Source organism: Micromonospora rifamycinica, assembly GCF_900090265.1.
Lineage (GTDB): Bacteria > Actinomycetota > Actinomycetes > Mycobacteriales > Micromonosporaceae > Micromonospora > Micromonospora rifamycinica.
Genome location: NZ_LT607752.1, coordinates 6,554,748 through 6,573,490, shown reverse-complemented (window position 1 = coordinate 6,573,490; position 18,743 = coordinate 6,554,748). Strand labels below are relative to the sequence as shown.

General features: G+C 73.8%; 17 protein-coding genes. 7 read left to right on the top strand and 10 right to left on the bottom strand.

What is annotated here, in order from left to right:
• Nucleotides 1-35: 35 nt before the first annotated feature.
• From GA0070623_RS27915 to GA0070623_RS27880, 7 genes are all read right to left on the bottom strand, one after another.
• Entirely contained in the window at nt 36-905 is an 870-nt protein-coding gene (locus tag GA0070623_RS27915) for an HAD-IIA family hydrolase (RefSeq protein ID WP_172898471.1), read from the bottom strand.
• Nucleotides 854-1,885, bottom strand: a complete 1,032-nt coding sequence (locus GA0070623_RS27910) for a ferrochelatase (RefSeq protein ID WP_067312902.1) — start codon at nt 1,883-1,885, stop codon at nt 854-856. The genes GA0070623_RS27915 and GA0070623_RS27910 overlap by 52 nt, the downstream gene beginning before the upstream one ends.
• A 98-nt stretch (nt 1,886-1,983) precedes the next feature.
• The gene (fabI, locus tag GA0070623_RS27905) at nt 1,984-2,751 is read right to left on the bottom strand and encodes an enoyl-ACP reductase FabI (protein ID WP_067312905.1); all 768 of its coding nucleotides are present in this window, start codon (nt 2,749-2,751) and stop codon (nt 1,984-1,986) included.
• Between the two features lie 23 nt (nt 2,752-2,774).
• Nucleotides 2,775-3,479 (bottom strand): beta-ketoacyl-ACP reductase, encoded by a 705-nt coding sequence (gene fabG, locus GA0070623_RS27900; protein ID WP_067312908.1) that lies wholly within the window; start codon nt 3,477-3,479, stop codon nt 2,775-2,777.
• 668 nt (nt 3,480-4,147) lie between these two features.
• Nucleotides 4,148-5,098 (bottom strand): VWA domain-containing protein, encoded by a 951-nt coding sequence (locus tag GA0070623_RS27890; RefSeq protein WP_067312912.1) that lies wholly within the window; start codon nt 5,096-5,098, stop codon nt 4,148-4,150.
• On the bottom strand, nt 5,095-6,102 hold the full coding sequence (locus tag GA0070623_RS27885) for a DUF58 domain-containing protein (RefSeq protein WP_067312928.1): 1,008 nt from the start codon (nt 6,100-6,102) through the stop codon (nt 5,095-5,097). Before GA0070623_RS27885 ends, GA0070623_RS27890 begins: the two co-directional genes overlap by 4 nt.
• Nucleotides 6,081-7,190, bottom strand: coding sequence for an AAA family ATPase (locus GA0070623_RS27880; RefSeq protein WP_067312913.1), 1,110 nt, complete (start codon nt 7,188-7,190; stop codon nt 6,081-6,083). The genes GA0070623_RS27885 and GA0070623_RS27880 overlap by 22 nt, the downstream gene beginning before the upstream one ends.
• Before the next feature lie 241 nt (nt 7,191-7,431).
• On the opposite strand from GA0070623_RS27880, the gene GA0070623_RS27875 reads away from it, so the two are divergent.
• The 3 genes from GA0070623_RS27875 to GA0070623_RS27865 are packed head-to-tail and all read left to right on the top strand — an operon-like array spanning nt 7,432 to nt 9,646.
• On the top strand, nt 7,432-7,662 hold the full coding sequence (locus GA0070623_RS27875) for a hypothetical protein (RefSeq protein ID WP_067312915.1): 231 nt from the start codon (nt 7,432-7,434) through the stop codon (nt 7,660-7,662).
• On the top strand, nt 7,659-8,177 hold the full coding sequence (locus tag GA0070623_RS27870; RefSeq protein ID WP_231932572.1) for a PH domain-containing protein: 519 nt from the start codon (nt 7,659-7,661) through the stop codon (nt 8,175-8,177). The genes GA0070623_RS27875 and GA0070623_RS27870 overlap by 4 nt, the downstream gene beginning before the upstream one ends.
• Entirely contained in the window at nt 8,174-9,646 is a 1,473-nt protein-coding gene (locus tag GA0070623_RS27865) for a PH domain-containing protein (protein ID WP_084261498.1), read from the top strand. Before GA0070623_RS27870 ends, GA0070623_RS27865 begins: the two co-directional genes overlap by 4 nt.
• A 54-nt stretch (nt 9,647-9,700) precedes the next feature.
• On the opposite strand, the gene GA0070623_RS27860 is transcribed toward GA0070623_RS27865, so the two are convergent.
• Nucleotides 9,701-10,726 (bottom strand): phosphatase PAP2 family protein, encoded by a 1,026-nt coding sequence (locus GA0070623_RS27860; protein WP_067312919.1) that lies wholly within the window; start codon nt 10,724-10,726, stop codon nt 9,701-9,703.
• A 192-nt stretch (nt 10,727-10,918) separates the two neighbouring features.
• Here GA0070623_RS27860 and GA0070623_RS27855 point away from each other — a divergent pair, with 192 nt between their 5' ends.
• Nucleotides 10,919-11,326: a thioesterase family protein gene (locus GA0070623_RS27855; protein ID WP_067312921.1), complete on the top strand. Its 408-nt coding sequence runs from the start codon at nt 10,919-10,921 to the stop codon at nt 11,324-11,326.
• A complete protein-coding gene (locus tag GA0070623_RS27850) occupies nt 11,323-12,153 on the top strand; it encodes an MBL fold metallo-hydrolase (protein ID WP_089004203.1) in 831 nt (276 codons plus the stop codon). The genes GA0070623_RS27855 and GA0070623_RS27850 overlap by 4 nt, the downstream gene beginning before the upstream one ends.
• A 118-nt stretch (nt 12,154-12,271) precedes the next feature.
• Here the strand turns inward: GA0070623_RS27850 and GA0070623_RS27845 are convergent, their stop codons facing one another.
• The gene (locus GA0070623_RS27845) at nt 12,272-13,204 is read right to left on the bottom strand and encodes a carbohydrate kinase family protein (protein WP_089004202.1); all 933 of its coding nucleotides are present in this window, start codon (nt 13,202-13,204) and stop codon (nt 12,272-12,274) included.
• Nucleotides 13,205-13,542: 338 nt separating this feature from the next.
• On the opposite strand from GA0070623_RS27845, the gene GA0070623_RS27840 reads away from it, so the two are divergent.
• Entirely contained in the window at nt 13,543-14,676 is a 1,134-nt protein-coding gene (locus tag GA0070623_RS27840) for a lytic polysaccharide monooxygenase (protein ID WP_067315554.1), read from the top strand.
• A 93-nt stretch (nt 14,677-14,769) separates the two neighbouring features.
• Here GA0070623_RS27840 and asnB read toward each other — a convergent pair whose 3' ends face one another.
• Entirely contained in the window at nt 14,770-16,731 is a 1,962-nt protein-coding gene (asnB, locus tag GA0070623_RS27835) for an asparagine synthase (glutamine-hydrolyzing) (RefSeq protein WP_067315545.1), read from the bottom strand.
• Nucleotides 16,732-17,062: 331 nt separating this feature from the next.
• On the opposite strand from asnB, the gene GA0070623_RS27830 reads away from it, so the two are divergent.
• Nucleotides 17,063-18,544: an aminopeptidase P family protein gene (locus tag GA0070623_RS27830; RefSeq protein WP_067311102.1), complete on the top strand. Its 1,482-nt coding sequence runs from the start codon at nt 17,063-17,065 to the stop codon at nt 18,542-18,544.
• The last annotated feature ends 199 nt before the right edge of the window (nt 18,545-18,743 follow it).

Below are 18,743 nucleotides of genomic sequence, written 5' to 3'. Positions count from 1 at the left end.
CCGGGCCGCCGGCCGGGCCTCCCCGACCGGCCGGTTCAGATCTCGTCGATCAGGTCGAGCACCGAGTCGACGATCCGCGACGGCCGGTACGGGTAGCGTTCCGTCTCGGCCCGGGTGCTGATCCCGGTGAGCACCAGGATGGTCTCCAGGCCCGCCTCCAGGCCGCACAGGATGTCGGTGTCCATCCGGTCGCCGATCATCGCGGTGCTCTCCGAGTGCGCGTTGATGGTGTTCAGCGCGGAACGCATCATCATCGGGTTCGGCTTGCCGACGAAGTACGGCTCCACCCCGGTCGCCTTGGAGATCATCGCGGCGACCGAACCGGCGGCCGGCAGCGCGCCCTCGACCGACGGGCCGGTGACGTCCGGGTTGGTGCAGATGAACCGGGCCCCGTCGTTGATCAGCCGGACCGCCTTGGTGATCGCCTCGAAGCTGTAGGTGCGGGTCTCCCCCAGCACCACGTAGTCCGGAGCGAAGTCGGTCAGCACGTAGCCGACCGCGTGCAGCGCCGTGGTCAGCCCCGCCTCCCCGATCACGTACGCGGTGCCACCCGGCCGCTGGTCGGCGAGGAACTGGGCGGTGGCCAGCGCCGCCGTCCAGATCGCCTCCTCGGGCACCTCGAACCCCATCCGGGTGAGCCGGGCCTGGAGGTCGCGCGGGGTGTAGATGGAGTTGTTGGTCAGCACCAGGAAGGGTTTGCCGGACGCCCGGAGCCGGTTGACGAACTCCGGGGCGCCGGGAACCGGCTGGCCCTCGTGCACCAGCACGCCGTCCATGTCGGTGAGCCAGCTCTGCACCGGTTTGCGGTCAAGCATCTGTCGTCCCAGGGGGTTTCGGGGAGGGCGGGTCGTCATCAGGGGCGGCGGGCGGCCGACACGCAGCACGGGGTGGGGCAGGTGTCCCACATGGGCAGCTCGCCGAGCCGGCGGCGCAGCCGCTCCCCGTCGGGCGTGGTGCGTTCGGCCACCAGCTCGCGCACCATGGTCACGAACCTCGGGTCGGTGCCGGGGGTGCCGGCCCGGACGAAGTCCAGGCCCAACCGCCCGGCCGTCTCCGCGGCCTCGGTGTCGAGGTCCCAGGCCACTTCCAGGTGGTCCGAGACGAACCCGATCGGGCTGACCACCACCCCGGTCACCCCCTGCCCGGCGAGGGCGGTCAGGTGGTCGTTGACGTCCGGCTCCAGCCACGGCACCTGCGGCGGGCCGGAGCGGCTCTGCCAGACCAGGTCGTACGGCAGGTCGGGCGCGGCGGCGGCGTGCACCAGACGGGCGGTCTCTTCGAGCTGGGCGGTGTACCGGCCGCCGTGCGGGCCGGCGGTGGCCGCCGCCGAGCTGGGGATGGAGTGGGCGGTGAAGACGATCCGGGTGGTGTTCCGCCGGGCCGGGTCCAGCGTCTCCAGTGCGGAACGCACTGCGTCGGCGTGCGGGTCGACGAAGCCGGGATGGTCCCAGAACTGCCGCAGCTTCTCGATCACCGGGGCGTCCGGGCCGACGGCGGCCCGCGCGGCGGCGATGTCCTCCTGGTACTGCCGGCAGGACGAGTAGCCGCCGAACGCGCTGGTGACGAACGCCAGCGCCCGCTGGACGCCGTCGTCGCGCAGTTGCGCGACGGTGTCGGCGAGCATCGGATCCCAGTTCCGGTTGCCCCAGTAGACCGGCAGCTGCACGCCGTGGGCGGCGAAGTCCGCCCGGATCGCCGCGAGCAACTCACGGCACTGCTGGTTGATCGGGGAGACCCCGCCGAAGTGCAGGTAGTGCTCGGCGACCTCGGCCAGCCGCTCGGGCGGCACCCCCCGCCCCCGGGTCACGTTCTGGAGGAAGGGCAGCACATCCTCGGGCCGTTCCGGGCCGCCGAAGGAGACCAGCACCAATGCGTCGTACGACATGGGGTCATTCTCCCCCGTGCCCGGCGACCGCCGACGAGGCCCCCTGGTCGCGGACGTGCCGCGGGGCGCCCCGGCGTCCGGGGCGCCCCGCGGGTGGTTCAGGCGCCGAGGACGTGGTACCCGCCGTCGACGTGGACGATCTCGCCGGTGGTGGCCGGGAACCAGTCCGACATCAGCGCCAGGCAGGCGCGGGCGGCCGGCTCCTGGTCCGTGAGGCTCCAACCGAGCGGGGAGCGCTCGGTCCACGCCTGCTCGAACTGCTCGAAGCCGGGGATGGACTTCGCCGCCATGGTGCGCAGCGGCCCGGCGGCGACCAGGTTGCTGCGGATGCCCTGCCGGCCCAGGTGCACCGCGAGGTAGCGGGAGACGGACTCCAGCCCCGCCTTGGCCACGCCCATCCAGTCGTAGACCGGCCAGGCCTTGGTGGCGTCGAAGGTGAGGCCGACCACCGCGCCGCCCGGCGACATCAGCGGCAGGGCGGCCATGGCCAGCGACTTGTAGGAGTACGTGGAGACCTGCAGGGCGGTCGCCACGTCCTCCCAGGCGGCGTCGAGGAAGCCGCCGCCGAGGCAGCTCTGCGGGGCGAAGCCGATCGAGTGGACCACCCCGTCGAGGCCGTCGACGTGCTTGCGCACCTGGTCGGCCAGGCCGGCGAGCTGCTCCGGGTTGGTCACGTCCAGCTCGATGATCGGTGCCGGTTGGGGCAGCCGCCGGGCGATCCGCTCGACCAGCGACAGCCGGCCGTAACCGGTGAGCACGACCTGGGCGCCGTTCTCCTGGGCGAGCTTGGCCACCGAGAAGGCGATCGAGGCTTCGGTGATGACGCCGGTGACCAGCAGCCGCTTGCCGGCGAGCAGTCCTGACATGTGTTGGCTTCCTCCGTACGTTCTCAGTGGCCCATGCCGAGGCCGCCGTCGACCGGGATGACGGCGCCGGAGATGTAGCCGGCGGCGTCCGAGGCGAGCCAGGTGACCACCCCGGCGACCTCGTCCGGATCGGCGAACCGACCGGCGGGGATGACCTTGCGGTACTCGGTGCGCCGGTCCTCGGGCAGGCTGGCCGTCATCTCGGTGTCGATGAAGCCCGGGGCGACGACGTTGGCGGTGATGTTGCGGCTGCCCAGCTCCCGGGTGATCGAGCGGGCCACCCCCACCAGGCCGGCCTTGCTGGCGGCGTAGTTGACCTGGCCGGCGCCGCCGTAGAGCCCGATCACCGAGGAGATGAAGATCATCCGGCCCCACTTGGCCCGGAGCATCTTGGACGAGGCCCGCTTGGCGCAGCGGAAGGCACCGGTCAGGTTGGTGTCGACCACCCCGGTGAACTGCTCCTCGGACATCCGCATGAGCAGCGTGTCGTCGGTGATGCCGGCGTTGGACACCAGCACCTCGACCGGCCCCAGCTCGGCCTCGATGGCGGTGAAGGCGGCGTCGACGGAGGCGGGGTCGGTGACGTCGCAGCGGACCCCGAACAGCCCCGCCGGGGCGTCGCCACTGCGGTGTGTGACCGCCACCCGGTCACCCTGCTTGGCGAAGGCCTGCGCGATGGCCAGTCCGATTCCCCGGTTGCCGCCGGTCACCAGCACGGTGCGGGCCACAGGTCCCCCTTCGGTTCCGCTGATCATTCCGGTCGGAGCCTAGGCCTTACCGGCAGGTAACCCTAACGGACCACCACCGTGTCGGGGTCGGCGCGGCCGCCGCGGCGCAGGGCGGCCGGCGGTTGCCCGACCCCGCCGTCACGCCCCGGATCCGGCCGGTCACCGCCGGCTGACCGGACCGGGACCGGCACGCTGAGTACGGATGCCCGGCGTCCCCGTTGTACGATGATCGGCGTTCCGAGCCGAAGGCGGCTCGTGTTTCCGGCCCCGCCGACCACAGGAGGTGATCGCTGTGCGAGATAGCGATCCTCCCAGTCGTGGCCGGGCCGTCCGTCAGCCCCGCTGAGCCACGACTCAGTCGGTTGAGCTGACCCAGCTCCCGCTCACCGCGCCCCACCCGCACCGCCGACCCCCGCCGTACCGGCCGGTGAGTCGACGGCCGTCGGCCCGCGCGGTGCAGCAGCCCGGTCACGACTTCGTGTGTGCGCCCCGACCAACCCCCTGCGGTCCGCCCGCCCCGCGGACCCTCCCGTCGCCACCGGAGCCGTTCATGAGCCGCTACGTAGCCCCCCTGAGCTTCACCCTCGCCGCCGTCTGGGTCGCCGTCGTGTTCGTGCTGGCCGGTGGCGGTCACTGACCGCCACCGACCGGCACGGCAGCACCCCGGGTCACAGCATCCGGGAGGTCCACAGCAGGCTCAGCCCACCTGCGCAGAGCGCCAGCAGCAGCGCCACCCCGGCGTACCACTGGGTTATCTCACGCGGCTCGGTGCGGAACCCGATCGACGAGCCCATGTCCTGGTAGACCTGCTTCAGCTCGGCCACCGAGGCCGCCTCGTAGAAGAAGCCCTCGGTGGTCTCGGCGAGCTGGGCCAGCGCCAGCCGGTCCACCGGCACCCGCTGCAACTGGCCGCCGATGTCCACCTGCCCGGAGTCGGTGCCGAACGCGATGGTGGAGACCGGCACGTTCGCCGCCTGCGCCGCCGCCGCGGCCTCCTCCACCGACCGGCCCGAGGTGCGGAACCCGTCGGAGAGCAGCACGATCCGGGCCGGCGGAATGCCGGCCGCGCCATCGGCCGGCACCGACCGGATCGCCTCCAGGCAGGTGAAGACCGCCTCACCGGTGGCGGTCGCCTCGGCCAGGGTCAGCCCGTCGATCGCGGCGGTCACCGCGGCCCGGTCCTTGGTGGGCGCCACCAGCACGTTCGCCGCCTTGGCGAAGGAGACCAGCCCCAGGTTGTAGCTCACCGGCAGCTCGCCGACGAACTGCTTCGCCGCCTCCTGGGCGGCCTCCAGCCGGTTCGGTGACACGTCGTCGGCCTGCATGGACAACGACACGTCGATGGCGAGCATCACGGTGGCCCGCTCCAACGGCTCCTCGGTGTCGATCGCCGGCCGGGCCATCCCGGTGGCCAGCGCCACCATCGCCAGCAGCAGCGCGGTCGCCGCCGCGTGCCGCCGCCAGCCCAACCCCTTGGGCGCGAGGGTACGCAGCAGGTCCACGTTGGTGAACCGCATCGCGTACGCCCGGCGGTGGCGCTGCCGCCAGACGTAGGCCGCGGCCAGGGCCAGCACCGGCAGCAGGGTCAGCAGCCACCACGGTTGCATGAAACGGATCATCGTGTCGTCCCCCGGGTGCGGGCGTGCCGCTGGGCGGCCACGAATCGCACCATGTCCAGCAGCCAGTCTCGGTCGGTACGCAACAGCAGGTGCCCGGCCCCGGCGGCCCGCATCTCGGCGGCGTTCGCCGCGCGCTGGGCGGCGGCCTCCTCGGCGTACCGGCGGCGCAGCCGCGGATCCGCGGTCTGCACCTCGTGCAGCTGGCCGGTCTCCGGGTCCGCCACCGGCAGCACCCCCACGTCGGGCAGCTCCAGCTCACGCGGGTCGACCACCTCGATGGCCAGCACGTCGTGCCGGACCCGCAGCTTCCGCAGCGGACGACCCCACTGCGCGGGTGGCGCGAGGAAGTCGGAGATCACCACGGCCAGGCCCCGGCGGCGCGGTGGCCGGTTGAGCAGGTCCACCAGCGCGCCCAGGTCACCGCGTCCGGGGCGCAACGGGGTGTGCGCCACCGCACGCAGCAACGCCTGGGCCTCCCGCCGGCCGGAGCGGGCCGGCACCCGGGTCAGCGTCGGCGGCCCGGCGGGTGGCGGCGGGGCGGGCCGCCACCGGCGGGTGGGCGTGGGCGGCGGTTCCGCCCCGGTGCCGATCACCGCGCCGATCCGGTTCCCGCCGCGCACCGTCAGGTGGGTCAGCGCGGCCGTGGCGGCGACCACCACGTCCCGCTTGAGCCACCGGCCGGTGCCGAAGTCCAGGCTCGCCGACAGGTCCACCGCCAGCCAGGTCTCCAGCTCCCGGTCGGCCACCGTACGCCGCACGTGCGGGGTGGTGGTGCGGGCGGTGACCGGCCAGTCCATCCGGCGTACGTCGTCGCCGGGGCGGTACTCGCGGGACTCCCCCGCCTCGCTGCCCGGGCCGGGCAACAGCCCCGCGTAGTCGCCCTGGAGCAGGCCGTCGAGTTTGCGGGTGACCAGCAGTTGCAGCCGGGACAGCACCGCCTCGGTCCGCTCCCCGGCGGCGTCGGCCGGGCGCACCGGGCCGGTCACGGCCGCTGGCCGGGCCAGCCGCCGGCCGGCGGGCCACTGACCGGCGGTGACGCGGACGCCTGCTGCCGGGGGGCCACCGAGGGCAGCGGAATGGTCGACATCACCCGGTGCACCACGTGGTCGGCGGGCACGTCGTCGGCGAGCGCGTCGTAGCTGAGCACCAACCGGTGCCGCAGGATGTCCGGCGCGATGTCCTGGACGTCCTGGGGCAGCGCGTAGTCCCGGCCGCGCAGCAGCGCCAGCGCCCGGGTGGCCCGGACCAGGCCGAGCGAGGCACGCGGGCTGGCCCCGTACTGGATCAGCCGGGCCACGTCGGGCATGCCGTGCTCGGCGGGGCTGCGGGTGGCCAGCACCAGCCGTACCGCGTAGTCGACCAGCGCGTTGTGCACGAAGACCTGGTCGGCCTTGCGTTGCAGGGCGAGCAGGTCGTCGGCGCTGAACACCTGCGCCGGCTCGGGCGCGGCGACCCCCATCCGGTAGACGATCTCCCGCTCCTCCGCGTCGGTGGGGTACCCGACGACGATCTTCATCAGGAAGCGGTCCCGCTGCGCCTCCGGCAACGGGTAGACGCCCTCCTGCTCGATCGGGTTCTGGGTGGCCATCACCAGGAACGGGTCGGGCACCGGGTGGGTCTGGCCGCCGATGGAGACCTGCCGCTCGCTCATCACCTCCAGCAGCGCCGACTGCACCTTGGCCGGGGCCCGGTTGATCTCGTCGGCGAGCAGGAAGTTGACGAAGACCGGCCCCAGCTCGACGTCGAACTTCTCGCTCGACTGCCGGTAGATCCGGGTGCCCATGATGTCCGCCGGCACCAGGTCCGGGGTGAACTGCACCCGGGCGAACTCGCCGCCCACCACGCGGGCCAGGGTCTCCACCGCCAGGGTCTTGGCCACCCCCGGCACCCCCTCCAGCAGGCAGTGTCCGCGGGCCAGGAGCGCCACGAACATCCGCTCCACCATCCGGTCCTGCCCGACGATCACCCGCTTGATCTCGAACAGCGCCCGCTCCAGCAGGGTGGCGTCCTGGGCGGGGGTGGTCACCGCCGGAGGTGTCCCGGGGGACGTTCCGTTCGGGGTCGGGGCGTCGGGCGTGGTCGGCTGGGCCACCGGTCCTCCACAGCATGATCGGTCGTCGTGGCGTGGTGCGGTACCAAGACTCGCATGCCCGGCTGAGAGCCGAGGCGGCGAGAACCCGATTTCGGACACACCGTCCGGATCACCGAATCGCTGAACGAGGGTGGACACGGAGGGGTCTGCCGCGTGTACGATTCACCCCGTCGCCGGGCGGCTCCCCCCGTGGCCGCCCGGCGCTCTAACCTCCGGTCCCGGCGTGTCTACACTCACCCGGGTGACCGATCCCACCCCCACCGACGACGCCCCCGTCTGTTCGTCCCGGGGGTGCCGCGCACCCGCCGTCTGGGCGCTGCGCTGGAACAATCCCCGGCTGCACGTGCCCGACCGCCGTAAGACCTGGCTCGCCTGCCCGGCCCACCGGGGCAGCCTCGGTGACTTTCTCGACGCCCGCGGGTTCCTCCGGGAGGTCGCCCCGCTCCCGGGATCGCATACCCTCGAAGCGTGAACGCTGCCGAGCCACCCCAGTCCCCGGTGAGCGCCCTGGAACCCTGGCCGGACACCGTCCGCTGGCAGCCCATCTCGACCGACCTGATCTGGGTGGAGCTGCTCCGCCTGGCGCTGGGGGTGGCGGTGCTGCTGGTCGGGCTGGCGCTGGGCTGGGTGTTCAGCGGGCACTGGCTGTTCGGCGCGGGCTGCGCGGTGGTGCTGCTCGGCGGCGGCTGGCGGGTGGTGACCATCGTCCGCGCCGTCCGCGCCTGGGGGTACGCCGAACGCGCCGACGACCTGCTGGTCCGGCACGGGCTGCTGGTCCGTCGGCTGTCCATCGTGCCGTACTCGCGGATGCAGTTCGTCGACGTCAGCGCCGGCCCGCTGGAACGCGCCTTCGACCTGGCCACCGTGCAGCTGCACACCGCCGCGGCGGCCACCGACGCCCGGGTTCCCGGCCTCCGGCCGGCCGAGGCGTCCCGGCTGCGCGACCGGCTCACCGCGCTCGGCGAGGACCGGGCGGAGGGGCTGTGACCGACGGTCCCCCCGGCCCCGGAGCGGCCCGTCCCGCCGACCCACCACCCGCCCCACCGTGCCCGCCCCCGCCAGGTGTCACGGCGGCCCCGCCGGGGCCGGCCGAGAACGGCACGGCGGCCGGTGACGTCGAACCCCGGCAGCGCCTGCACCCGCTCAGCCCGGTGTTGCAGGGGGCGAAGTCCCTGGTGGTGGTGATCGCCGGGCTCTCCTGGTCGACCCTGTCGAGGGTCGGCTTCGGCTGGTTCGCCGTGCTGGTGGCGGTGCTCGCCCTGGGCGCGACCGTGCTGGCGGTGGTCAGCTGGTACAACACCGGCTACCACATCGTCGGGCGGGAACTGCGGGTCTACGAGGGGCTGCTGTGGCGGCGCACCCGGGCGATCCCGCTGGAACGGTTGCAGGCCGTCGAGGTGGTCCGACCACTGCTCGCGCAGCTCACCGGCCTGGCCGAGCTGCGGCTGGAGGTGGTCGGCGGCGGCAAGACCGAGGCGCCGCTGGCGTACCTCTCGGTCGCCGACGCGGCCCGGCTGCGGCAGCGGCTGCTCACCGTCGCCGCCGGTATGCCGGGCACCGAGGTGGTCGGCGCGGCCGCGCCGCCGGCCGTCGGCCCGCCTGCGGGCACCGACCCGGCCGCCCCGCCCACCGGCGGGGAACCGGCGGGCCGCCCGCTGCACGCGGTGACCAACACCGACCTGCTGGTCAGCCAGCTCCTCACCCCGCAGGCGTTCCTGCTCCCGGTCGGGGTGGCCTTCGTGGTGGCGCAGTTCCTCTCCGAGGACTCCTGGTCGTTCATCGCGGTGGCCAGCACCCTCACCGCGATGGCCGGTGTGCTGCTGCAACCCGTCCGCCGGGTCCTCGACGACTGGAACTTCCGGCTGGCCCGCGAGGCCGACCGGCTGCGCATCCACAACGGTCTGGTGGAGACCCGGATGCAGACCGTGCCACTGGAACGGGTGCAGACCGTCGGGGTGACCTGGCCGCTGCTCTGGCGGATGAAGGGCTGGCTGCGGCTACGGCTGGAGGTCGCCGGCTACTCCGGCGGCGAGGCCGACGACCGCAACCGGCCCGACCGGCTGCTCCCCGTCGGCGACCTGAGCGTCGGCTCGGCGATCGTCGACGAGGTGCTGGCCGGGGTCCGGCTGACCGCGCTGCCGTTGACCCCGCCCCCGACCCGGGCCCGCTGGCTGCGCCCGCTCAGCGTCCGGGTGCTCGGCGCAGGGCTGCACGAGCGGGTCTTCGCCGCCCGGTCCGGCCTGCTCACCCGGCAGCTCGCGCTGGTGCCGTACGCCCGGATCCAGAGCGTGCGGGTGGTGCAGGGGCCAGCGCAACGACGGCTGCGGCTGGCCACGGTGCACGTCGACACCGCCGGCGGGTCGGGGGCCGCCGCGCCCCACCGCGACCTGGCCGAGGCCTGGACGCTCGCTGCGGAGCTGACCGCCCGCGCACACGCCGCCCGCCGGACCGGCTGACCGCCCGCACGCACCGCCCGGCCGGCTCACCCGCGGGCTCAGTCCCGGGCGGGCTCAGTCCCGGGCGGGCACCGGCGCGGCGGGCGCGACCGGCACCGGGGGTTCGTCGTCCCCGACGGCGGCGGCCCGCCGGGACCGCCGGGACCGCCAGGCCCGTTCGGCCAGCCCGACGACCAGGAACGTCATCCCCACGTACGCCCAGCCGACCAGCACGTCGATCACGTAGTGCTCACCGCTGTAGACCAGGGTGAACGTCATCGCCAGCGGGTACGCCAGCAGCAGCGGCCACCACCGGCGGCGGGTCGACCGCAGGAAGAACAGCACCACGAACAGCGCCCAGGCGGTGTGCAGCGACGGCATCGCGGCGACCGGGTTGGAGGCGATCTGTCCGGCGTTGAGCAGGTTGCCCGCGCCGTGCATGCCGAACTCCTTCCACCCCCGGGTGGAGATCCGGGCGACCTCGGTGAGCAGCCCGTTCTGCGCCGCCCACCACGGCGGCGCGGCCGGGTAGACGAAGTAGGTCACCAGACCGGCGGCGCAGAGGAAACCCCAGCGCCGCATGTACGCCGCCCAGCGCTCCCGGCTGCGCAGCCAGAGCACGGCCGCCGCGGCCAGCGTCACCACGAAGTGGGAGAAGTAGACCCAGCTGACCAGCACGTCCCACCAGTGCACCTCGGGCCGGTAGAGGTGCTGCTGGAGCCAGACCGTCGGCACCTCGCCCCCGGTGGCCCAGCCGAACATCACCCGGTCGGCGACGATCAGCTCGTAGGCGTGCGGGGTGCGGCCGTTGTCGGCGAAGCCCCGGGAGAGGTTGTAGAAGGCGAGCAGCAGCACCACCGGGATCCAGTCCCGGGCGAAGGCCAGGTGGCTGCGCCACGGCCGACCCCAGTTCCAGGCGACGGTGCCGGCCCAGATCCAGAGGAAGGCGTACGCCGGATCTGTCGGCAGGCCGATGACGAGCCAGGTCACCACGAAGGCGACGGCCCAGACCGACATCGCGGTCACGCGACGCCGGCCACCGGCGGACGCCTCGGCGGTGGGGGACGGGACGGGGGGCGGGGGCTCAGTCACAACGGCCATCGCCGTCAAGGTTAACGGTGGGCGACGCATCGACCACCGCCGACCACCTGCCGGGTGACCGCCGGGAGCCGGCCCGCCCCGCCGGGGACCGGCACCACCCGCCACGCCGGGGCCGGGCCACCGGCCGTCGCGACACGGCCGGGCCGTCGATCTCCCGGCCGGCGCCGGTGGCCCGCCCACTAGGCTGGTCCCATGCTGGAACAGCCGGACGCACCGTTCCCGCCGGGGCTGACCGCCCGGGTCGAGCTGACCGTCACCGACGCCGACACGGCGCGGGCCGTCGGCTCCGGTGACGTGCCGGTGCTGGGCACCCCCCGGGTGCTCGCCCTCGCCGAGGCCGCCACGGTGGCCGCGACGGCGGCCGGGATGCCCGCCGGCCGGACCACGGTCGGCGTCCGGGTCGAGCTGGCGCACCTGGCCGCCACCCCGGTCGGGCGGACCGTGGTGGCCCACGCCCGGCTGGCCGAGGCCGACGGGCGGCGGCTGCTGTTCGAGGTGACGGTCACCGACGGCGACGTCACGGTGGCCTCGGGGCGGATCGAGCGGGCGCTGGTCGACCGGCAGCGCTTCGTCGAGCGGGCGGCGCGGGTGCCGTCGTGACGTTCCGCTTCGTGCCGGTCGCCGACGGGGTGCACGTGCTGCGGGAGCCACTGCTCGACGTCAACGTCACGCTGGTGGTCGGCGACGGCGCGGCACTGCTGGTGGACACCCTGTCCACCGCCGGGCAGGCCGGCGCGCTGGCCACCGCGGCACGGGCGGTCACCCCGTACCCGTGGACGCTGGTGAACACGCACCACCACTTCGACCACTGCTTCGGCAACGCCACGCTCGCCGCCGACCCGCCCCGCCCGGTGTACGCGCACGAGCGGGCCGCCGCGGCGCTGCGGGACCGGACGGACCGGCTGCGCCGGGCGGCGTACGAGGAGATGCGGGCGGACCACCCCGCGCTCGCCGCCGAGCTGGCCGGGACGACCCTGCTGGCCCCCACGCACACCGTGCACACCGAGACGGTGCTGGACGTCGGCGGCCGGCGGGTGGTGCTGCGGCACCCGGGGCACGGGCACACCGACGCCGACCTGGTGGTGCACGTGCCGGACGCCGACGTGCTGGTCACCGGGGATCTGGTGGAGCAGTCCGGGCCGCCGGCCTTCGAGGAGTCGTACCCGTTGCAGTGGCCGGACGCGGTGGCCGAGCTGCTGCGGATGACCACCCCGGCGACGGTGGTGGTGCCCGGCCACGGCACGCCGGTGGACGTGGAGTTCGTCCGCGCCCAGCATGCCCGGCTGGCCGAGCTGGCCTGGCTGATCCGGGCCGCGCACACCGGCGGCGCACCGCCGGAGCGGGTGGCGGCGGACTCCCCGTTCGGCGCCCGGCCCGGCCTCACCGCCGCCCGCCGGGGCTACCGCGAACTCGACGGCGCCCCCTGACGCCCGCCGGCTGACCGGCCGGCGCGACAGCGCGGGCGGTCGGGTCGCACGGCGGCGCGGCAGGTCGGGGCCGGGTGGCGACCGGCGCGGGCGCCGGGCCGGGTGGCGCGGGCCGTGGTCAGTCGCCGAAGCGGTGCCGCACCTCGTCCCGGGTGGGCATGGCGACCGCCCCGCCGGGCGACTCGCAGACCAGGCCGGCGACCCGCAGCGCGAACGCCACCCGCCGGTGCCAGTCGCCCGGCCCGGTCGGTGCCCCGTCGGCCAGCAGCTCAGCCACGAGCGCCGCCATCACCGAGTCCCCCGCACCGGTGGCGTCCACCGCCCGGACCTTCGGCGCGGGCACCCGGACCGGGTCGGGGCCGGCGGCGACCAGGGCACCGTCCGCGCCGAGGGTCACCACCACCGTGCCCGCGCCCAGCTCCCGCAGGTACGCAGCGACCCCCTCGACCGGCTCGTCGGGCCAGAGCAGCGCGGCGTCGGCGGCGCTGAGCTTCACCAGGTGCGCCCCGGCGGCGAACTCCACCACCACCTCCCGCAGAGCGGCCAGCTCCGCCGGGCCGGACAGCAGCCGGGGCCGGACGTTGGGGTCGAAGACCCGCAGTCCCGGCGCGAGCGACCAGGCCCGGCGGGCGGCGGCGAGGGTGGCCGGGCGCAACAGCACGATCGAGCCGCAGTAGAGCACGTCCGCGCCCTCGACCAGCGCCACGTCCAGGTCGTCGGCGGCGAGCAGGCCGTACGACGGTGGGTCGCCGTAGAACCGGAAGTCCGGCTCGGCCCCGGTGTGCGTGGTCACCGCCAGCGTGGTGGACGCCGCGACGGTGACCGTCCCGGTCAGCCCGACCCCGGCGGCGGCCAGGAAGTCGCGGATCCGGTCGGCGAGCACGTCGTCGCCGAGCGAGCCGACGAACTGGGCCGTGCCGCCGAGCCGGGCCACCCCGACGGCGACGTTGAGCGGGCCGCCGCCGATCGCCTGCCGGAACACCGGCCGCCCCTCGCACTCGGCGTCCAGCAGGTCGATCAGCGCCTCGCCGAGCACCACCGCGTATCCCACGTCGCCTCCCAGCGCGTCGTCGTCCGCCTATCAGGCTGGCACAACGGCCCACGCCGATCGGGGCCGGCCAGGCAACAGAATCTCACCCATCGAGCAACGACTATTGCATGGTTCGTCCGGGCGTGATGGTATTGGTGTGCCGGGCCGGCGCGGAGGGCTGCCGCATCCGCTCGGCGATCAGCTGGGATCCGACGCGAGAGGCACCGGTCCGTGGGCACGGACCGCCGACGGCACGCGCCCGTCGGCCCCTGTCGGGCCGCCGGCCAGAGCCGCGACCGACGCATCCCCACCTTGTGCGGGGCGGGCGCTCACGCCACCCCGCGGATCAGGAGAAGCTCGTGCTCCGTTCTCGTACGGCCGCGTTGTTCACCGCGGCCGCCACCCTCGCCTTCGGGGCCGTCGCCCTGACGGTGCAGCCCGAACCGGCCGCCGCGCACGGCACGCCGATCGTTCCGGGCAGCCGGACCTACCTGTGCTGGCAGGACGGCCTCAGCCCCACCGGCGAGATCAGGCCGAACAACCCGGCCTGCTCCGCCGCCGTCGCCCAGAGCGGCACCAACTCGCTCTACAACTGGTTCAGCGTGCTCCGCTCGGACGCCGGCGGCCGCACCGTCGGCTTCATCCCCGACGGCAAGCTGTGCAGCGGCGGCAACACCGGTTTCGCCGGGTACGACCTGGCCCGCACCGACTGGCCGCTGACCCACCTGACGTCCGGCGCACGGCTGGACTTCAAGTACAGCAACTGGGCGCACCACCCGGGCACCTTCTACTTCTATGTGACGAAGGACAGCTGGAGCCCGACCCGGCCGCTGGCCTGGAGCGACCTGGAGGAGCCGTTCCTCACGGTGACCAACCCGCCGCAGCGCGGCGCGTCGGGCACCAACGAGGGGCACTACTACTTCAGCGGGAACCTGCCGTCGGGCAAGTCCGGCCGGCACATCATCTACTCCCGCTGGGTCCGCTCGGACAGCCAGGAGAACTTCTTCGGCTGCTCGGACGTCACCTTCGACGGTGGCAACGGTCAGGTGACCGGGGTCGGCAGCGGCAACAACCCGACCACGCCCCCGCCGACCACGCCGCCGCCCACCACGACCCCGCCGCCGCCCACCACCACTCCGCCGCCCACCACGACCCCGCCGCCGCCGACCACGACCCCGCCGCCGGGCAACAGCGACTGCATGGCGGTGTACCGGGTGGTCAGCGCCTGGAACGGCGGTTTCCAGGGCGAGGTCACCATCATGAACCACAGCACCCGTACGTACGGCGGCTGGGCCGCGAGCTGGACCTGGCCCAACGGCCAGGTGATCTCGCAGGTCTGGAACGGCACGCTGAGCACCAGCGGGTCGACGGTGACCGTCACCAACGCCGCGTACAACGGCTCCCTCGCGCCGGAGAAGACGACCACGTTCGGCTTCACGGCCAGCAGCTCCGGCACCAACGGGCTGCCCACGATCACCTGCTCCGGCCGGTGACCGGGTACTGAGAAGGCCGCAGGCCCCCGCCCTTCGGGGCGGGGGCCTGCGTTCGTCGGACGACCGGCGTGCGCCGGTCACCACCGGGACCGGTCAGCGGACCATGCTGCCGACCACCGGCTTGGTGAGCAGGGCCGACTGGTTGCGCTGGATGCCCGGGTCAAGGGTCTTGGCCACGAAGATGGCGTGCCAGATGCAGAAGATCAGCACCGTCCACACCTTGCGAGAGTTGTCCGCCTCCTCCCGCTTGTGCTCCTCCAGCAGCCGCATCGCGTACGACAGGTCGACCAGGTCGCCGGCGCCGGAGGTGGACAGCACGTGCCGGGCCCACTCGTACATCTCGCCGCGCAGCCAGACCCGGGTGGGGGTCGGGAAGCCCAGCTTCTTGCGGTTGACGATGGCCGGCGGCACGACCCCCTGCAACGCCTGGCGCATGGCGTACTTGGTGGCGTCGGAGCGGGGCGGCAGCTTCAGGTCGACCGGGATGGTCGCCGCCACGTCGAAGACCGCCCGGTCCAGGAACGGCACCCGCACCTCCAGCGAGTGCGACATCGAGATCCGGTCCGCCTTGACCAGGATGTCGCCGCGCAGCCAGGTGTAGAGGTCGACGTACTGCATCTTGGTGACGTCGTCCAGCTCGGTGCACTCGGCGTAGATCGGGGCGGTGACGTCGGTGTAGCGCACCGAGGGGTCGTAGCGGCGCAGCAGGTGCTGCTTCTCCTCCTCGGTGAACATCCGGGCGTTGCCGTAGTAGCGCTGCTCGATCGGGGTGGTGCCGCGCTCCAGGAAGCTCTTGCCCTTGACCCCCTGCGGGATCGCCTTGGAGACCGCGCGCAGGCCCTTCTGCACCCCGCCGGGCAGGCCGTTGACGGTGCCGAGGGAGAGCGGCTCCCGGTAGATGGTGTAGCCGCCGAAGAACTCGTCCGCACCCTCGCCGGAGAGCACCACCGTGACGTGCTCGGCGGCCTTCTTGGCGACGAAGTAGAGCGGCACCAGCGCCGGGTCGGCCACCGGGTCGTCCAGGTGCCAGACGATCTTCGGCAGCGCGTCGATCATGTCCTGCGGCCCGATCTTGGTCGGGATGGTGGTCACGTCGAGGTGCCGGGCCGACTCCTGGGCCACGTCGATCTCGGAGTAGCCCGGCACGTCGTAGCCGACGGTGAAGGTGAGGATGTTGGGGTTGAACTCACGCGCCAGGGCCACCACGGCGGTCGAGTCGATGCCGCTGGACAGGAACGAGCCGACCGGGACGTCCGAACGCATGTGCATCCGGACGCTCTCCCGCAGCGTCTCCCGGATCTCGTGGTAGAGCCGCTGCTCGTCGGCGACCGGGGCGGGCCGGAACACCGGCCGGTACCAGCGCCGGACGTCCAACCGGCCCCCCGGGGACCAGCTCAGGTACTCCCCGGAGCCGATCCGGCTGATGCCCTGGTGCAGGGTGCCGGGCTCGGGGACGTACTGGAGGGTCAGGTAGTGGCTGAGGTTGGCGGTGTCGATCCCGGCGTCGCCCTGGTAGTAGGAGTGCGCGAAGGGCAGCAGCGCCTTCTTCTCCGAGGCGAGGTAGAGGCCGTCGGCGGTCTCCAGGTAGTGCAGCGGCTTGATGCCGAAGTAGTCCCGGGCGCCGAACGCCCGGCGCTCCTGCCGGTCCCAGATGACGAAGGCGAACATGCCGCGCAGCCGGGTGAGCACCTGCTCGCCCCAGTAGTGGTAGCCGGCGACGATCACCTCGCCGTCACCGGCGGTGGCGAACTGGGCGCCGAAGCTCCGGGTCAGCTCCTCCCGCAGCTCGATGTAGTTGTAGATCTCGCCGTTGAAGGTGAGCAGGTAACGACCGTTGGCGTAGGGCAACGGCTCGTGGCTGGACGCGACGTCGATGATGGCCAGCCGCTTGTGCGCGAACACCCCGTCCGCGTAGTGGCCGGTGGCGTCGCCGACCACCTCGACCCCTGTCTCGTCCGGTCCGCGGTGGTGCAGGCATTCCAACGCCCCCGCGATGTTGTCACGGTGGGCGGCGGCGTTGCCGTTCGCGCTGAAGAAGGCCAGGAGTCCGCACATGGCCGCCATCTTTCCACGCGGCCCGACGCGGCCGTGCGGCACCGCACACCCTGTCCCTCTCCGCCCGACACGATCCGCCCCGCCCGCCCCCGCGCCGGGCGGGCCACGGGCCGGCCGGGCGGCGACGGGCCGGGCGGCGACGGGCCGGGCGGCGACGGGCCGGGCGGCGACGGGCCGAGCAGACGACGGGCCGAGCGGGCGACGGGCCGAGCGGGCGACGGGTCGCGGCGGGCCGGCCGGGCGGCGGAGCGTCGGGTGCGGGACCGCAGGCACCCTGTCGGGCCGGAGCCGGAGTACCGTCTGGACGAGCGACGAGGCGAAGGGAGCCGACATGGCCGAGGAACGGACGGACGGCAGGCCGGCGGACGGCACCGAATCGCACGACCCGGACTTCCCGGAGGCGTTCCTGTCCTTCATGCGGAAGGGATGGCGGGACACCAGCCTGCCGGTCGGCCCCCGGCCGGAGGTGCCGCACCACGCCAAGCGGCGGGAGGCGCTGTCCGCGGCCTTCCCGGGCGAGACGCTGGTCATCCCCACCGGCACCGAGAAGGTACGCGCCAACGACACCGACCACCCGTTCCGGCCGGGCAGCGACTTCGCGTACCTGACCGGCGACCACGACCCGGACAGCGTCCTGGTGCTGCGGCCCAACGGCTCGGGGCACGACGCGACGCTGTACATGCGCCCCCGGTCCTCGCGGGAGACCGACGAGTTCTTCCGCAGCCGGCACGGTGAGCTGTGGGTGGGCCGGCGGCACACGCTGGCCGAGAAGTCCACCGAGCTGGGCCTGGCCACCGAGGACCTGACCGCGCTGGACGGCGCGCTGGCCCGGATGGCGCCGGGGCGGACCAGGGTGCTGCGCGGTTTCGACCAGCGGGTGGACGCGGCGGTGCGCCCGTGGGACGGCCCCCGCGAGGAGGGCCAGCCCGCCCGCGACCGGGAGCTGGCCATCACGATCGCCGAGCTGAAGCTGGTCAAGGACGAGTGGGAGGTCGCCCAGCTCCAGGAGGCGGTCGACGCGACGGTACGCGGCTTCGAGGACGTGGCCCGCGCGCTGCCGGCCGACCGGGGGGTCTCCGAGCGGCTGCTGGAGGGGATCTTCGCGCTGCGCGCCCGGCACGACGGCAACGACGTCGGCTACGGCTCGATCGTCGGCGCGGGCGAGCACGCGACGATCCTGCACTGGGTGCACAACCACGGCGCGACCCGCCCGGGTGAGCTGCTGCTGATGGACATGGGCGTGGAGAACCGCAACCTCTACACCGCCGACGTGACCCGGGTGCTGCCGGTCGACGGCCGGTTCACCCCGCTGCAACGCCAGGTCTACGACGCGGTGTACGCCGCCCAGCAGGCCGGCATCGACGCGATCAAGCCGGGGGTCGGGTTCCGCGAGGTGCACCTGACCTCGATGCGGGTGCTCGCCGAGGCGTTGAAGGATCTCGGCCTGCTCCCGGTGAGCGTCGACGAGGCGATGGACCCGGCCTCGACGGTCTACCGGCGGTGGACCCTGCACGGCACCAGCCACATGCTCGGCATCGACGTGCACGACTGCGCCAACGCCCGCAAGGAGAAGTACCGCGACGGCGCGCTGGGCGAGGGCTACGTGCTCACCGTCGAGCCGGGGCTGTACTTCCAGCCGGAGGACGAGCTGGTCCCCGAGGAGCTGCGCGGCATCGGCGTCCGGATCGAGGACGACATCCTGGTCACCGCGACCGGCTCGGTGAACCTGTCGGCGGGGCTGCCCCGGCGCTCCGACGAGGTGGAGACCTGGCTGGCCGAGCAGCGCGAGGCAGGCCCCCGCCTCCCCGGCTGACCTACCCGCCGGCACAAGACGAAACCCGACCGGGCCGGCACAGGCGGAACCCGGCCCGACCGGCACGAGACGGAACCCGACCGGCCCGGCACAAGACGGAACCCGACCGGCCCGACACAAGACGGAACCCGGCCCGACCAACACAAGACGGAACCCGACCGGGCCGGCACGAGGCCGTGCCCGCCGGCGATTCCGATAG

Excerpts from the sequence above, each read along its gene's own strand:
- GA0070623_RS27910 (WP_067312902.1), bottom strand. The coding sequence starts at position 1,885 with ATGTCGTACGACGCATTGGTGCTGGTCTCCTTCGGCGGCCCGGAACGG.
- fabI (WP_067312905.1), bottom strand. The coding sequence starts at position 2,751 with ATGTCAGGACTGCTCGCCGGCAAGCGGCTGCTGGTCACCGGCGTCATC.
- GA0070623_RS27890 (WP_067312912.1), bottom strand. The coding sequence starts at position 5,098 with ATGATCCGTTTCATGCAACCGTGGTGGCTGCTGACCCTGCTGCCGGTG.
- GA0070623_RS27860 (WP_067312919.1), bottom strand. The coding sequence starts at position 10,726 with ATGGCCGTTGTGACTGAGCCCCCGCCCCCCGTCCCGTCCCCCACCGCC.
- GA0070623_RS27855 (WP_067312921.1), top strand. The coding sequence starts at position 10,919 with ATGCTGGAACAGCCGGACGCACCGTTCCCGCCGGGGCTGACCGCCCGG.
- asnB (WP_067315545.1), bottom strand. The coding sequence starts at position 16,731 with ATGTGCGGACTCCTGGCCTTCTTCAGCGCGAACGGCAACGCCGCCGCC.
- GA0070623_RS27830 (WP_067311102.1), top strand. The coding sequence starts at position 17,063 with ATGGCCGAGGAACGGACGGACGGCAGGCCGGCGGACGGCACCGAATCG.